This is a genomic window from Pseudarthrobacter woesei, from assembly GCF_055412745.1.
On the sequence record NZ_JBVAYU010000004.1, the window covers coordinates 138222 to 152844 of the forward strand.

Below are 14623 nucleotides of genomic sequence, written 5' to 3' on the forward strand. Positions count from 1 at the left end.
GCGCGCCGCATGAGCGCTGCCCGCAGCCTGCACCCCAGCCCGCGCACCCTGGAGGTCGAGAGCCTCGACAGCTTTGACCGGCTGGTCGCGGCCGGCGCCAGGACCATGCAGGGCTGGCATGCGCAATCGCTGGACCTGCGCGGACGGACAGCACAGCTCAAGGCGATGCAGGCCCAGGGCGGGATCTTCCTCGGCTGCACGTTCGGCGACGGCGTGGAGGACTCGCTGCGCAGCCGCGGCGCCCTGATCTTCCCGAGGCTCGAGGCCGTGCCGTTCAACCCCTACCGCGGGCAGCTGTACACCCCGCACGAGCTCTATGAAGGCATCGCCGACTCACGCTACGAGGACACCCCGGACGCCAGGGTGTACCAGTGGAGTATGCGGCCGGGCCAGCGCCACCGTCTCGACGCCACCCTGGCGGCGGCCCTGCACGACCATTCGATCGGCGATGCCCTCGACGAGCTGACTAGTTCGGAACTCTGCCGGGGCCGGACCATGGTGGGCGTTATGGGCGGCCACGCCGCCCGCCGCGGGACGGCGGTCTTCGACGAGGCCGCGCAGCTTGGCCGGCTGCTGGCCAGGGACGGCCGGATCGTCGCCACCGGCGGCGGGCCCGGAACCATGGAGGCAGCGAACCTCGGCGCCTACCTGAGCGAGGCTTCGGGGCCGGAATTCCGGCGGGCCCTGGACGCTCTGGCGGCGGTGCCGGCCTTCCTGCCGTCGGTGTCGGCGTGGGCGCGGGCCGCGTCCGCCGTCGTCGATCGCCATCCCGGCGGTACACCGTCGCTCGGCATCCCCACCTGGTTTTACGGCCATGAGCCGCCCAACTTCTTCGCCACCCACATTGCCAAATACTTCGCCAACTCCGTCCGCGAGGCCATCCTGCTGGAACTGTGCAACGGCGGCATTGTGTTTCTGCCGGGTTCGGGCGGCACGGTGCAGGAGATCTTCCAGGACGCCTGCGAGAACTACTACGGCACCCCGGAAACCATCACGCCGATGGTGCTGGTGGGCAAGGAGCACTGGCTGCGCCGCTTCCCGGCGTGGCCGCTGCTGCAGAGCCTCGCCGCGGGCCGGAGGATGGAGAACAAGATCTTCCTTGTGGACACCGTGGCCGAAGCGCTCGCCGTCCTGGACCGAGAGGTGATTTAGAGGTCCGTGCGGCACTGGGCGCGGCCCAGCTCGCGGAGGCCGAACAGGTCCCCTGCGGCCAGGCCGTCCGGGGTGCCGATCTCCGGATACATGAGCTGCACCGGGTCGTCCACGTGCTCAAGGCCCATAACGTGGCCGAGCTCGTGCAGGATCACGGCGGTGGCATAGTCGGCGCCATCAGGCCGGCCGAGGTCCTCGGCGATCTGCGGGGCGTCGAGTTCGAGGCTGCCGGTGACGAAGCTCTTGGGCCCGTCGCCGAAGCTGAAGTGAGTGCTGCCGCCGGTGCCGATGACGGGGCCTTTGAGCTGCGGGGCCAGTTCCGGGGTGGTCCACGCAATCAGCAGCGGCGCCCAGCGGTCCCCGTAGGCAGCCTGCTGGTAGGGTGCGCGTGTTTGCGACGGGGCCTCGGTGGTGCCGCCGTCATTGATGAACTTGATGCCGGTGGCGCGGGAGACTGTCCGGATGGCGTCGTGGACGAGGCGTTCGGCGCCCTCGGGTGCGAGTCCGGCGTTGACCACATAGTGCAGCGGCCGGCACGGCGAATAGCCCACCGGTGTGCCGTCGTCGTTCGTGGCCAGGAACTTGTACGACGTGCTGGCGACGGCGGGCGTCTGGGGCCGGCCGAGCGGCTCGTCCTGCTCTTCGAACCCCGGTGTGGGGGTGTCCGTCCGGGACTCCTGCGCGGCGCCGGGCTGCTGCCCGGACTGTCCTGCTATCGGCGGGCCGGGGTCCGCGCCGGGACGCCCGTTCGGTCCCGTGCCGCGGCTGACCTCGAAGAGCCCGGCGAAGCGCGGGTCGCCGTAGACGAGTCCGGCGGTCAGGAAGGCCGCGCCGGCAATGAGGGCCGCAGCCGTCAGGCCGCGGACCATCCGCAGGACGGTGCGTGGGCGGCTGTGCCGCGGTGTCCGGTCCCGGAACTCAGGACTCTCCATTAGGCGATCACCGCGCCGAGGGCCAGGCCTAGCAGGTAGGTGGCGCCCGCGGCGCCCATACCGATGGCAAGCTGCCGGAAGCCGCGGGTCGTGGGGGAGGTGCCGGAGAGGAGGCCGACGACGCCGCCGGTGAACAACAGTGCCAGCCCCACCAGGACCGCGGAGACCACCAGGGCCAGGATGCCGGTCATGCCGAAGAGGAACGGGATGATGGGCACGATCGCGCCGGAGGCGAAGAAGCAGAAGCTCGATGCCGCCGCTCCCCAGGCGGTCCCGACGGCCTCGTGCTCGTCATGGGTCTTCGGAAGTTCCGGCTGCAGCGAGAGGCTGGGATCGCAGTCGCAGTCCAGCAGGCCCATCCGTTCCGCGACCCGGTGCTCGGCCGCGTCCCTGGACATGCCCCGGGCCAGGTAGACGAGCAGCAACTCATTGTGTTCAATATCCAGCGAGGGCGCCGCGGCCAGGGTGATCTGGGTGGGGCGGGTCGCGGCTAGGAGTTCGCGCTGGGAGCGCACGGAGATGAACTCGCCCGCCCCCATCGATAGGGCCCCGGCCAGCAGCCCGGCTACGCCGCTGAGGAGCACCACGGAGCTTCCCACGCCGGAGGCGGCCATGCCCATCACGAGGGAAAGGTTGCTGACGAGGCCGTCGTTGGCGCCGAAAACGGCCGCGCGGAACGTCCCGGCCAGGCGGTTGCGGCCTCGGGTGGCGAGTCCGCGGACCACTTCCTCATGGATCTGCTCGTCGGCGACCATGGCGGGAGTGGCGGACGGGTCAGTGGCATACGGCGAGCGGCTCTCGGCCCGCTGCGCGAGTGCCAGGACGAAGACCGAGCCGAAGTGCCGGGCCAGGAAGCCCAGGAACCGGCTGCGGAGCGAGGCGGGGCGGGGCCGGCCCGCGTGCCCGCCCAGCAGCAGGAGCCAGTGCGCCTCATGGCGTCCCTCCGCCTCGGCCAGGGCGAGCAGGATGGCGCGCTCTTCGCCGCGGCGGTTCTGCGCCAGGTCACGGTAGACGGAAGCTTCGGCGCGTTCGTCGGCGAGGTACTGCCGCCACCGCTTGATGTCTGCCGCGCTCATGTCTGCCGCGCCCGGCGCGGCGCCATTCGGCGGCGCGGATTCGGCGCTTACGCCGTTGCGGGGGAGGGGTTCAGGGTTGAACGGATCAGATGGGGCGTGCTGAGACACGGAAACTCCTGGGCTTGACGGGGCATGGTCCGGCCCCATTGCGTCTCCAGACTACCCCGTATTTCCGCGCATTTTCGGCTGGCGATCCTCAGCGGAATGTTTAGGCAAACCGTAAAAGCTCCGGTCCCGCGGCGGAATCGGCTGCCCCTCCGCTCTCCTGCCGGGGCGACCCTTGACCGGGTTGGACAGCGGTGTTCGAATGAATCCCAAGGGCGGGTTCTCCGGAACCGCCGCCGCCAGCCCGAGCGCACGGAGGTTGCACCATGGACAACACCGGATCACATCCCGTCCAGCCGGTGAGGGATACCGTCGAGTCCGATCCGGCCTACGACTATGCCGAGGACGCCCCGATCGATGATGAGCCCTGGGACGAGGAGGGGGAATCTGGCGAGTCCGTCGTTGACGGGGACGAGCGGGTAGTGCCCCTGGACACGGACGAGTTCCGCGAACCGGAAGAAGAGGACTGAGCGGCGCACCGCTCCAGCAGGCAAACGACGACGGCGGCGCCTCCCCGAAAGGGAAGCGCCGCCGTCGAGCTTTAACCCGGCGCCTTTTGAGGCCGCCGTGGTGAACGCAGTCCCTTAGTGGGTCAGGACCGGAGTCTGCTTTTCTTCGACGGCGCCGCCGGCGACGCGCCGGTGCCAGTTCGCCATAACGGCGGGATCCGTCGGCCTGGTCAGCAGCGAGACGGCGATGTAGACAATCGCGGAGGTGGCGAGGCCGTAGTAGATCGGCTCGTTGGCGTAGATGCCGTCCAGCGGGACCTCGGCGTTGATCTCCAGGATGATCATGGTGCCAAGGGTGATGACTGAACCGACCGCCATGGAGGCGGCGGCGGCCACACCGGTGCCGCGCTTCCAGACCAGGCCGCCGAGGATGGCGACGAGGAGGCCGCCGACGAGGATGTCGTAGGCGATGGTCAGGGCGGCGACGACGTCCTTGGTGATGATGGCGATGACGATCGCCACGATCCCGAGACCCAGGACCCACATGCGGTTGGCCCTGACATCGTGCTCCGGGTTGTCCGAGTCGTCCGTGTTGATGGTCTTGCCGAACCAGCTGGCGACGAAGGGCAGGACATCGGCACGGGCCACGGTGGCGGCGGCGATCAGGGCGCCGGAGGCGGTGGACATCATGGCGGCGACGGCTGCGGCGAGCACAAGGCCGCCGATTCCGATCGGCAGGAGCTGCGTGGCGACCTCGGCGTAGACAACGTCCTTGCCCAGGGCCTTGACGTCGATGTTCGGCAGGGCAACGCGGGCGCCGAGGCCGATCAGGGCGCCGGCTGCACCGTAGAGAATGCAGTAGATGCCGGCGGTGGCGCCGCCCCAGCGGGCAACGGTGGGGGTCTTTGCGGTGAAGACGCGCTGCCAGATGTCCTGGCCAATCAGCAGGCCCAGGGTGTAGACCACGAAGTACGTGATGATGGTCTGGATGCCGATGCCGTCAATCTTGAAGAAGCTGGCGTCAACCCGGGCGCGGATGCCATCCAGGCCGCCCGCAGCATTGAGCGTGAACGGCAGCATCAGGAAGAAGATGCCGATGGTCTTGATGACGAACTGGACCTGGTCGGCCAGGGTGATGGACCACATGCCGCCGATCGTGGAGTAGACCAGTACGATCGCGCCGCCGATGGCGATGGCCAGGGCGCGGTCCCAGCCGAAGAGCACCACGAAGATGGTGGCGTAGGCGCCGGTGGAGGTGGCGCACAGCATCAGCGTGTAGGCGAGCATGACGATGCCGGAGGTCTGGGTGGCCTGGCTGCCGTAGCGCAGGCTCAACATCTGGGAGACCGTGTAGATCTTCAGCTTCTGGATGGTGCTGGCGAACAGCAGGCTCAGCAGCAGTACGCCGGCGCCAATCGCGACCACGAGCCACATGCCGGAGATGCCGAACTTGTAGCCGAGGCCAACGCCGCCGACCGTGGAGGCGCCGCCCAGCACAACGGCGGCCATGGTGCCGGTGTAGAGGAACGGGCCGAGGCGGCGGCCCGCGACCAGGAAGTCGCTGTTGTTCTTGGTGCGGGATTTACCCCACCAGCCGAACGCCAGCATGGCGACCAGGTACACCACCACGATGGCGATGTTGACGAAACGTGCGTCCACTAGGGGGCTCCTCGGAGCTGTTCGGAGCATGGGCTGAACCGACCGGCGCGCAACGGTGCGTCTGGGATCCAGGTGCTTCTTGACGGGTACGGTGACAGGTCTGGCGGATTCGCCCGGCTTGCGCCGGGCCTTCCGCCGCGGGTGTGGCAGTAATTGCCTGATAGGCAACACTTGTTGCCAAAGAGTATGTTGTGATCCCGGTAACAGTCAAGACGCATTCCGTGGCTTCGGCGTATCCGGCGTCCCGGCGTCCGCGTCCCGCTAGTATTGCTCCAACGAAGGGGCCGAGCGGCCAGCCGTGAAAGGTTCCTAAATGAAGGCTCTACCAGTTGAACCGAGCAACGTTCCCGTTGCCATCGGTTCGAGGATCCGTGCCGCGCGGCAGTCGCAGCGCCTCACGATCGAGCAGGTCGCCGATGCCACCGGGCTGACCAAGGGATTCCTGAGCCGGGTGGAGCGGGATCTGACCTCACCCTCGGTCGCCTCTCTCGTGACGCTGTGCCAGGTGCTGTCCATCTCGATCGGCGAGCTGTTTGCGGCCCCGGAAACGCATCTCACCAAGCAGAACGAAGGACCCCGGATTTCGCTCGGCGGCGAGGGGATCGTGGAGCGGCTGCTGACCGCCCGCTCGGAGCGCCGCGTCCAGATCATCCAGGCCGTGATCGAACCGCGTGGCCGCGGCGAATCCGAGCTGTACGCCGTGGACTGCGATGTCGACGTGCTGCACGTGGTCAAGGGCAGCATCCGGCTGATCCTTACCAACGAGGAGTTCGAGCTCAGCACGGGGGATACCGTGACGTTCCCCGGCAGGGAGCCGCACACCTGGGTCAATCCCACGGACGACGCCGTCGAGGTCCTCTGGGTGCTGGTCCCCGCCGCCAGCCGGTAGCTTCTTCCCCTCCGGCTGCGCTCCCTCCCGGTTGCTCCCTGGCAGGCGGCCCGCCGGAGCCTGCCAGCCCCGGATCTCCGCGGGCTGCAAGGGGTGGGTTCCGAAGCAGCCGGGATGGAGCGTCAGGGGAGGGCCGCGAGTAGCTTATGGCCGGCGCCCCAGCGCGGTCCGGATCTCGGCCAGGACGCGCTCCGGTTCGAACCAGATGTGCTCCGGCATGTACCTGAGCACGGCAAACCCGTTTACCGTCGAGGTGTTGTTCCGGCTGAGGTCCCGACGCATGGCCTCGCGGCCGGAGTGGAAGGCGAAGCCGTCCACCTCGACAATCAGGAATCCTTCGATCAGGAAGTCGACCCGGCCGATTCCGGGCAGCTGGACCTGGGCGTCGAAGCCGCTCCCCTGGGTGGTGAACAAGTGCTGGGCATCCACCTCCACAATGGATTCGGCCCGCAGGTCCAGCTGACACAGCGCTTTTAGTGCCGGCCCTGATCTGTCGCCCTTCAATTGGGCCTTCAGTACCTCCAGGGGCAGACCGTGCAGGCGCATCGCCGAGGTTGCCATGGCCGTTGATGCCGGGGGCAGCAGGCACGACATGGCGTGCAGCACCACGTCTTCGACGGCGGCCAGTGGCAACGTTGTCCCGCTATCGAACCTCACGGTCCGGTGCCTGACAAAGCCGCCGCCGCGGCCATGATTGCAGGCCAGATGGTGCTGGGCCGGTGGCTCCCGCAGCCAGAGCCCATAGTGTCCGGCCGCGCTGGCGCAAGTGACACGGGCATTGTGCCGGATCGCCGCCATGAGTTCGGGCTTGAACTCGGCAAGGACGTAGACCCCGCGCCGGGGCTGGCTGGCACCGGCGCCGGTAAGCCGGGAAATCTCGGTCCGGGAGAAGCCCGCGGCCAACAATTGTCCGGTCCAGGCCACGCCGCCCAGTTGTGCTAGATACTCAATGGGATCCATCTGGCCAGTGCACCGCTCCGAGCGGACGGGTGGAACAGGCAAGTGGGGCTATCTGGATAACCGGGGCCAATGCTTGCCCGCGCTCCCTCCCAGTTGCTCGAAGCCGCGCCGCGCGCGGCCAGGCCCGGGCTCGGATTGGCGGGGCGGGCCGGGAGCCCCGACCAGCACGGCGAAAGTAACTGGGCAGGAGCGTCGGTCGGGGCCTGGAGGATCGGCAGGCCGCCCCGGCGGGGGTGTTTTGTAAACATTTGATGCACAAGAGGCAACTTCGAGTGTATGATGGCTGTCACACCCGTCGGTCAATCCTCGAAGGAGAGGCTTTCTTTTGGAAGAGCTGCGCATCGAGGCCAATGGCAACCTTGGCCCCATCGATTCATCCCGCATTCCGCGCTACGCGGGTGCCGCCACCTACGCCCGGCTGCCGCGGCTGGACCAGGTCGCCAAGGCCGACGTCACCGTTGTTGGCGTGCCCTTCGACTCGGGCGTCTCGTACCGCCCCGGCGCCCGCTTCGGATCCAACCACATCCGCGAGGCCAGCCGCCTGCTGCGCCCGTACAACCCGGCCTGGGACGTCAGCCCCTTCGAAAACATCCAGGTGGCCGACGCCGGCGACATGGCCGTCAACCCCTTCAACATCAATGACGCCATTGAGACCATCCAGCAGAACGCCCTGGACCTGACCGCCTCCGGCAGCAAGCTGGTGACCCTCGGCGGAGACCACACCATCGCCCTGCCGCTGCTGCGTGCCGCCGCGGAACGCGCCGGAGAGCCCGTCGCCATGCTGCACTTCGACGCGCACCTGGACACCTGGGACACCTACTTCGGCGCCGAATACACCCACGGCACGCCGTTCCGCCGTGCTGTCGAGGAAGGCATCCTGGACACCGAGGCCATCAGCCACATCGGCACCCGCGGCCCGCTCTACGGCAAGAAGGACCTCGACGACGACCACCGCTTCGGCTTCGGCATCGTCACCTCCGCCGACGTCTACTACCAGGGCGTGCTGGAAACCGTCGCCAAGGTCCGCGACCGGATCGGCAACCGCCCGCTTTACATCTCGGTGGATATAGACGTCCTCGACCCCGCGCATGCACCCGGCACCGGGACCCCGGAGGCCGGCGGCATCACCAGCCGCGAACTGCTGGAGATCATCCGCGGCTTCCGCGGCATGAACCTCGTCGGGGCCGACGTCGTCGAGGTGGCCCCCGCGTACGACCACGCGGACATCACCGGCGTGGCGGCCAGCCATGTCGCCTATGAACTCATCACCCTGATGGCTGACTCTGCGGTTGAAGGCGACCGATTCGGCACGGCCAACGGCTACGCCGCCCAGGCCCTCGGCCAGGAATCCCGCCGGCCGGCCGGCTTCGTGACTCCGGCGGCCCGGCGCGTCGAGAGCGGTGTCTCCCAGTGACCGGCGTGCGCAACGGCGGCGACCTCGTCGTCGAGACCCTCGAGGCGCTCGGTGCCAAAACCGTCTTCGGTATCCCGGGCCAGCACGCCCTGGGTCTCTTCGACGCCATGGGCCGAGGAAACCTGCACTTCGTCTCCTCCCGGGTGGAGAACAACTCAGCCTTCGCCGCGGACGGCTACTCCCGCGCCACCGGCGAGGTCGGCGTCCTCTTCCTCTCCACAGGACCCGGCGCGCTGACCTCCCTGGCCGGGCTGCAGGAGGCCTACGCCACGGGTGTCCCGATGGTGGTCGTCGCGAGCCAGATCCCGCTGGACGGACTCGGTGCGCGACGCAAGGGCATGCTTCACCAGCTCGATGACCAGAAGGCCTCGGCCGCGAACGTCACCAAGAGCCAGCGGCTGATCCAGCACGCGTCCGGCATCCCCTCCGCCATCCAGGACGCCTGGACCGAGGCGATCTCCTCGCCGCAGGGCCCCGTGTGGCTGGAAATCCCGCAAAACGTCCTGCTGGATCCCATCATGGTGCCCCCGGTGGAGGATGCACTCGCCGAAGCTGCCGACAATCCGCCCCGCGTGGAGCTGGTCCGCGAAGCCGTCAAATGGCTCGCGGCTGCGGAACGTCCCGCCATCATCGCCGGCGGCGGCACCCGCCGCGGCCGGGCCGAGAAGTCGCTGCTCTCCATCGCGGAAAAACTCCGGGCGCCGGTAATCTGCACTCCCGGCGGCAACGGAGCGTTCCCGTGGAACCACGAGCTCTCCCTCCAGTCCTGGATCGAGGACCAGCACATGACGGGGCTGCTCGAGGACGCCGATGTGCTGATCGTCATCGGCTCGTCCTTGGGCGAAGTCACCTCCAACTACTTCACCTTCGAACCGCGCGGCCGGATCATCCAGATCGACGCCGAACCCCGCGTGCTCGAATCCAACCGCCCCGGCCTTGGCATCCGGGCCGACGCCGGCCAGGCCCTCGCCGCCCTCGACGCCGCCCTGACCGAACCGCACGGCGAGCGCGCCAACTGGCACGGCACATCCCCCGAGACCCTGGTCAAGGAATCCCTGACCAAGGTCACGGCCCGGCTGGAATCCCAGGGCCTCGGCAAGGAACTGAAATTCATGGCGGACATCCGCGGGGCTGTTCCCGCGGACATGCAGACCTTCTGGGACATGACGATTTCCGCCTACTGGGCCTGGAGCTGCTGGGATGCCCGCGAGGGCCAGTTCCACTCCGCCCAGGGCGCCGGCGGCCTTGGGTTCGGCTTCCCCGCGGCGATCGGAGGCGCCGTCGGCCTGGAAACTACCGGCAAGCCCGGCGGCCCTGCGAGGGTGCTCGCCGTCTCGGGCGACGGCTCGGCAATGTACTCCATCTCCGAGCTCGCCACGGCCAAGCAGCACAACGTCCCGGTCACCTGGCTGATCGTGGACGACGGCGGCTACGGCATCCTGCGCGAGTACATGGTCGGCGCCTTCGGCAAAGCCACCGCCACCGAGCTCGCCCGGCCGGACTTCGTCAGGCTCGCCGAGGCCTTCGGGGTTCCGGCCGTCCGGGTGGCTCCGGAGGACGTCGGGGCGGCGCTCAAGGCGGGCTTCGCCGCGGACGGACCGAACGTCGTCGTCGTCGAAACCCTGCTCAAGATGTTTGCTCCGACCCATATGGAGGCCTGACACCTCCCGCACAGCGCCAGAGCGCGGATCTGCAGCCCAGCTGCCGGTCCGCGCTCTGCGTTTAAGCCGGGCCTCCCGGAACCGCGCCAGGAGCGTTAGTTTCCCAAAGTAACCATATTGGCGTATATTGTTGCCTAGGGCAAGCAAAAGGGGAGTCCGTGGCAGTTGAGCCGAGCACCGCAGCCAAACTCGTTTACCAGATCTTCGATCTCCAGCGCGCGGTTCGTTGCGTCGCGGCGGTCAATCTGCGTGGACAGGACACCGGGGTTGCGCTTCAGGGTGTCCTGCGTTTCGTGGGGGAGGGCGAGTCGCGCGCCACGCACCTTGCCGAGCGGCTCGGCGTCAGTGCCCCGGTCATGAGCCGGCACATCGCCGAACTTGAAGAGCAGGGCTATCTGGTCCGCCGGCCAGATCCCCTGGACGGGCGCGCACAGCTGGTGGCGCTGTCGCCGTCCGGAATCGAGAAGCTCCGCTGCATCGAGGATCAGCGCACCGCCACGCTGCAGGAGTTCCTGCAGGACTGGAGCGATCAGGACGTCGACGAGACAACGAACACCCTGAAGAAACTTGCTGAGTCCCTCAGGACTTCAGCCCGGGCAACGACGGCCGGATCCACCCACACGACCGAAATTGTTTGAGGAGCGCCCCATGGCAGAAACCGCAGAAATGCCCCCCGCACCGCCGGCGGCGATGACTCACCGCCAAATTATGGAGGCCCTGACCGGGCTGCTGGCAGCCTTCTTCACCGCGATCATCAGCAGCACCATTGTTGCCAACGCGCTGCCGACCATCATGTCCGAGCTCAAGGGCACCCAGACGGACTTCGCCTGGGTCATCACGGCGGCCCTGCTGGCCAACGCCGCAACAACGCCGATCTGGGGCAAGCTCGCCGACCTCTTCAATAAGAAGTTCCTCGTCCAGCTCAGCATCGTGATCTTCGTGGCCGGCTCCGTGATGGCGGGCCTGTCCGAGACGATCCCGCTGCTGCTGACGGCCCGCGTGATCCAGGGCATCGCCATGGGCGGACTTACCGCGCTGGCCATGGCCATCATGGGCTCGATGATCCCTCCGCGTGACAGGGGCAGGTACTCCGGCTACATGGGTGCGGTCATGGCCGTGGGCACTGCCGGCGGGCCTTTGCTCGGCGGTTTCATCGTCGACAGCCCGCTGGGCTGGCGCTGGACGTTCTTCGTCTGCGTCCCGCTCGCCGTCATCGCCCTCATCCTGCTGCAGCTCACGCTGAAACTGCCGCATGTCAGGCGCCCGGCAAAGATCGACTGGCTCGGATCCATCCTGCTGACCTCCGGCGTCAGCCTGCTGCTGATCTGGGTCTCCTTCGCCGGCAATCCGGACTACTACGACTGGTGGTCCTGGCAAAGCGTCGCGATGGTCGGCGGCGGCGTGGTGCTCCTGGCCCTGCTCGTGTTCGTCGAATCACGCGTGGCGCAGCCCATCATTCCGCTGAAGCTCATCTCCGAGCGCACCACGGCCCTGGCCATCCTCGCCTCGGTCGCCGTCGGCGTCGGCATGTTCGGTTCCTCCACGTTCCTGGGCCAGTATTTCCAGGTCGCCCGCGGCGCCAGCCCCACCGAGGCCGGACTGCTGACCCTGCCGATGATCGCCGGCAACCTGATCGGTTCGGTCGTCTCCGGGCTGCTGATCAGCCGCACCGGCAAGTGGAAGCGCTACCTGATCGCCGGCGCCATCCTGCTGATCGGCGGCCTCGGCCTCGCCGGCACCATCGATCACACCACTGACCTCTGGCTCACGGGCCTCTACACCGCGATCCTCGGCCTCGGCCTGGGCCTGCTCATGCAGAACCTCGTTCTGGTGGTGCAGAACACGGTCCGGGCGGGCGACATCGGCACCGCCAGCGCTTCCGTGGCATTCTTCCGCTCCGTCGGCGGCGCCATCGGTGTCTCGGTACTGGGCGCAGTCCTGGGCAACCGGGTCAAGGACCTCGCTGCCGAAGGGCTCGCCGCCGCCGGGATCCCCATGACGGGCGGATCGGCCGGCGCCAGCATGGACCTCAGGGACATGCCGGCGCCGGTCCGCGAGATCATGCGGGCAGCCTACGGTGATGCGACGGCCCAGATCTTCATGATCTCGGCAGCCATCGGCATTGTGGCCCTCGTTGCCGTCCTCTTCATCAAGGAACAGCCGTTGCGGCGCACCGTGGATATCCAGCCGGCCAAGACGGGGAACAACGACGCCGGTGACCCGGCCACCGCTGGCGCCCCGACGGCAGTTGGGTATTCTGCCGGCCCCGGGGCAGCTACCGGAATCGTGGATCTCGACAGGGAATTTGTCGAGGTGCTCGGCCGGCAGCGCGAAAGCCGGCACCGCTCCCGGTAGCGGCCGGCCGCCGGCGAACCTACCCCGTTTGGATGATATTTGGTGTCCGATGTTCCCCGCGGACGGGGGATTTCGTAGTGTTGGAAAGCTACGGCTGTCAGCCCCCTCTGCTACTACTGGGAGCATCTCGTTGATGTTGCCTCGCTGTTTTCTCTCCAGCCTCATTTATTCGGTATTTCCTAAGGACTCGTGGGCATGCTTGTCACCCTCATGCGGCGCTATTCCAAGCCGTATCTGCCATACATTTCGGCAGTCATCGTCTTCCAGTTGGCCTCCACCATTGCGGCCCTCTACCTCCCCAGCCTCAACGCGCAAATCATCGACGAGGGCGTCTCGCGCGGCGACACCGACTACATCTGGCGGACCGGCGTCCTGATGCTCGGCGTCTCCCTGATCCAGGTTGCCACCGCCATCGCCGGTGTCTACTACGGGTCCAAGGCCGCGATGGCGTTCGGCCGCGACCTGCGCCGCGGGGTGTTCCGCAAGGTCACCAGCTTCTCCGCGAAGGACGTCAACGTCTTTGGCGCCCCCACTCTGATCACGCGCGGCACCAACGATGTCCAGCAGGTGCAGATGCTCATGCTGATGGGCCTGAACTTCATGGTGGCCACGCCCATCATGTGCATCGGCGGCATCTTTATGGCCCTCCGCGAGGATCTCAGCCTGTCCTGGCTGGTCTGGGTTTCAGTGCCGGTGCTCGTGGTGGTGGTGGGCTATCTCGTGGTCCGGCTGATGCCGCTCTTCCGTTCCATGCAGAAGAAGATCGACCGGCTCAACGGGATCCTCCGCGAGCAGATCATCGGCATCCGTGTGGTCCGTGCCTTCGTGCGCGAGCCGCACGAGGCGGAACGCTTCGGCGCCGCGAACAAGGAACTCACCGACGTCTCGCTGAAGATCGGCGCACTGTTCGTGCTGATGTTCCCCGCCATCGGCATGATCCTGCACGTCTCCACCGCCGCCGTGCTGTGGTTCGGCGGCCAGCGGGTCGATGCCGGGGAGATGCAGGTCGGCTCCCTGACGGCGTTCCTGCAGTACCTCCTGCAGATCCTCATGGCCGTGATGATGGGCACGTTCATGGCCATGATGATCCCGCGCGCCTCGGTCTGCGCGGACCGCATTGGTGAGGTGCTCGACGTCGAACCCTCCATCCATGAGCCCGTCACCCCGGTGGCCCCGGCACAAAAGGCCGGCCGGGTGGAGTTCCGGAATGTGTCCTTCGCCTATCCGGGCGCCGAGCTGCCGGTGCTGAGCAACATCAGTTTCACAGCCGAACCCGGCCAGACTGTGGCGATCATCGGTTCCACCGGCGCTGGCAAGACCAGTCTGCTGTCCCTGCTGCCGCGCCTCTACGACGCAGACTCGGGGGAAGTGCTGCTCGACGGCGTCCCCGTCACCAACCTGGACCGGGCCGAGATCACACAGCGCGTTGCCATGGTCCCGCAGCGGCCCTACCTGTTCTCCGGAACCATCGAGCACAACCTGCGCTTCGGCAAGCCGGAGGCGACGGACGAGGAACTCTGGGACGCGCTGACCGTCGCCCAGGCCGCGGACTTCGTCCGTGAGAAGAACAACGGGCTGGGCGCACGGATCGCCCAGGGCGGCACCAACGTTTCCGGCGGCCAGCGCCAGCGGCTGTGTATCGCCCGGGCGCTCGTCACCGAGCCCAAGGTCTACCTCTTCGACGACTCCTTCTCGGCCCTCGACGTCGCCACGGACGCCAGGCTCCGCCGCGCGCTCAAGGCCAAGACCGCCGATGCCACGGTGATCATCGTCGGCCAGCGCATCTCCACCATCGCCGACGCCGACCAGATCCTGGTCCTCGACAACGGCCGGATCGTGGACCGCGGCACCCACGAGGAACTCCTGGCGAGTTCCGGCACCTACCAGGAAATTGTTGAATCCCAGCTGACCTCGGAGGCAGTGGCGTGAGCACCAACGAGAAGACCGCCCCCCGGACCCCGGATGCGGCTC

Annotated in this window: 12 protein-coding genes; 8 read left to right on the top strand and 4 right to left on the bottom strand. The window is 67.6% G+C overall.

Annotated features, from left to right (window positions below; all coding sequences use genetic code 11):
- Nucleotides 1–9: 9 nt before the first annotated feature.
- A complete protein-coding gene (locus ACZYZE_RS08080) occupies nucleotides 10–1152 on the top strand; it encodes an LOG family protein (RefSeq protein ID WP_459318852.1) in 1143 nt (380 codons plus the stop codon).
- Here ACZYZE_RS08080 and ACZYZE_RS08085 read toward each other — a convergent pair.
- Both ACZYZE_RS08085 and ACZYZE_RS08090 read right to left on the bottom strand, forming a co-directional pair.
- Entirely contained in the window at nucleotides 1149–2084 is a 936-nt protein-coding gene (locus tag ACZYZE_RS08085; protein ID WP_463907255.1) for a matrixin family metalloprotease, read from the bottom strand. The genes ACZYZE_RS08080 and ACZYZE_RS08085 overlap by 4 nt on opposite strands.
- Nucleotides 2084–3268, bottom strand: coding sequence for a VIT1/CCC1 transporter family protein (locus tag ACZYZE_RS08090; RefSeq protein WP_463907256.1), 1185 nt, complete (start codon nucleotides 3266–3268; stop codon nucleotides 2084–2086). The genes ACZYZE_RS08085 and ACZYZE_RS08090 overlap by 1 nt, the downstream gene beginning before the upstream one ends.
- A gap of 263 nt (nucleotides 3269–3531) precedes the next feature.
- Here ACZYZE_RS08090 and ACZYZE_RS08095 point away from each other — a divergent pair, with 263 nt between their 5' ends.
- On the top strand, nucleotides 3532–3735 hold the full coding sequence (locus ACZYZE_RS08095) for a hypothetical protein (protein WP_459318855.1): 204 nt from the start codon (nucleotides 3532–3534) through the stop codon (nucleotides 3733–3735).
- Between the two features lie 114 nt (nucleotides 3736–3849).
- Here ACZYZE_RS08095 and ACZYZE_RS08100 read toward each other — a convergent pair whose 3' ends face one another.
- Nucleotides 3850–5373 (bottom strand): sodium:solute symporter family protein, encoded by a 1524-nt coding sequence (locus ACZYZE_RS08100; RefSeq protein ID WP_463907257.1) that lies wholly within the window; start codon nucleotides 5371–5373, stop codon nucleotides 3850–3852.
- A 313-nt stretch (nucleotides 5374–5686) separates the two neighbouring features.
- Here ACZYZE_RS08100 and ACZYZE_RS08105 point away from each other — a divergent pair, with 313 nt between their 5' ends.
- Entirely contained in the window at nucleotides 5687–6262 is a 576-nt protein-coding gene (locus ACZYZE_RS08105) for a helix-turn-helix domain-containing protein (protein WP_459318857.1), read from the top strand.
- A 144-nt stretch (nucleotides 6263–6406) separates the two neighbouring features.
- On the opposite strand, the gene ACZYZE_RS08110 is transcribed toward ACZYZE_RS08105, so the two are convergent.
- Entirely contained in the window at nucleotides 6407–7222 is an 816-nt protein-coding gene (locus ACZYZE_RS08110; protein WP_463907258.1) for a DUF559 domain-containing protein, read from the bottom strand.
- Nucleotides 7223–7547: 325 nt separating this feature from the next.
- Here ACZYZE_RS08110 and speB point away from each other — a divergent pair, with 325 nt between their 5' ends.
- The 5 genes from speB to ACZYZE_RS08135 all read left to right on the top strand — a co-directional run bounded on the left by speB (nucleotide 7548) and on the right by ACZYZE_RS08135 (nucleotide 14581).
- The gene (gene speB, locus ACZYZE_RS08115) at nucleotides 7548–8636 is read left to right on the top strand and encodes an agmatinase (protein WP_459318859.1); all 1089 of its coding nucleotides are present in this window, start codon (nucleotides 7548–7550) and stop codon (nucleotides 8634–8636) included.
- On the top strand, nucleotides 8633–10297 hold the full coding sequence (locus ACZYZE_RS08120; RefSeq protein WP_463907259.1) for a thiamine pyrophosphate-binding protein: 1665 nt from the start codon (nucleotides 8633–8635) through the stop codon (nucleotides 10295–10297). Before speB ends, ACZYZE_RS08120 begins: the two co-directional genes overlap by 4 nt.
- A gap of 158 nt (nucleotides 10298–10455) precedes the next feature.
- Entirely contained in the window at nucleotides 10456–10935 is a 480-nt protein-coding gene (locus tag ACZYZE_RS08125) for a MarR family winged helix-turn-helix transcriptional regulator (protein WP_463907260.1), read from the top strand.
- 10 nt (nucleotides 10936–10945) lie between these two features.
- A complete protein-coding gene (locus ACZYZE_RS08130) occupies nucleotides 10946–12652 on the top strand; it encodes an MFS transporter (protein ID WP_463907261.1) in 1707 nt (568 codons plus the stop codon).
- A 195-nt stretch (nucleotides 12653–12847) separates the two neighbouring features.
- The gene (locus tag ACZYZE_RS08135) at nucleotides 12848–14581 is read left to right on the top strand and encodes an ABC transporter ATP-binding protein (RefSeq protein WP_463907262.1); all 1734 of its coding nucleotides are present in this window, start codon (nucleotides 12848–12850) and stop codon (nucleotides 14579–14581) included.
- Nucleotides 14582–14623: the final 42 nt, after the last annotated feature.

Coding starts and splice junctions, on each gene's coding strand:
- ACZYZE_RS08080 (WP_459318852.1), top strand. CDS start 10: ATGAGCGCTGCCCGCAGCCTGCACCCCAGCCCGCGCACCCTGGAGGTC.
- ACZYZE_RS08085 (WP_463907255.1), bottom strand. CDS start 2,084: ATGGAGAGTCCTGAGTTCCGGGACCGGACACCGCGGCACAGCCGCCCA.
- ACZYZE_RS08095 (WP_459318855.1), top strand. CDS start 3,532: ATGGACAACACCGGATCACATCCCGTCCAGCCGGTGAGGGATACCGTC.
- ACZYZE_RS08105 (WP_459318857.1), top strand. CDS start 5,687: ATGAAGGCTCTACCAGTTGAACCGAGCAACGTTCCCGTTGCCATCGGT.
- ACZYZE_RS08110 (WP_463907258.1), bottom strand. CDS start 7,222: ATGGATCCCATTGAGTATCTAGCACAACTGGGCGGCGTGGCCTGGACC.
- ACZYZE_RS08130 (WP_463907261.1), top strand. CDS start 10,946: ATGGCAGAAACCGCAGAAATGCCCCCCGCACCGCCGGCGGCGATGACT.
- ACZYZE_RS08135 (WP_463907262.1), top strand. CDS start 12,848: ATGCTTGTCACCCTCATGCGGCGCTATTCCAAGCCGTATCTGCCATAC.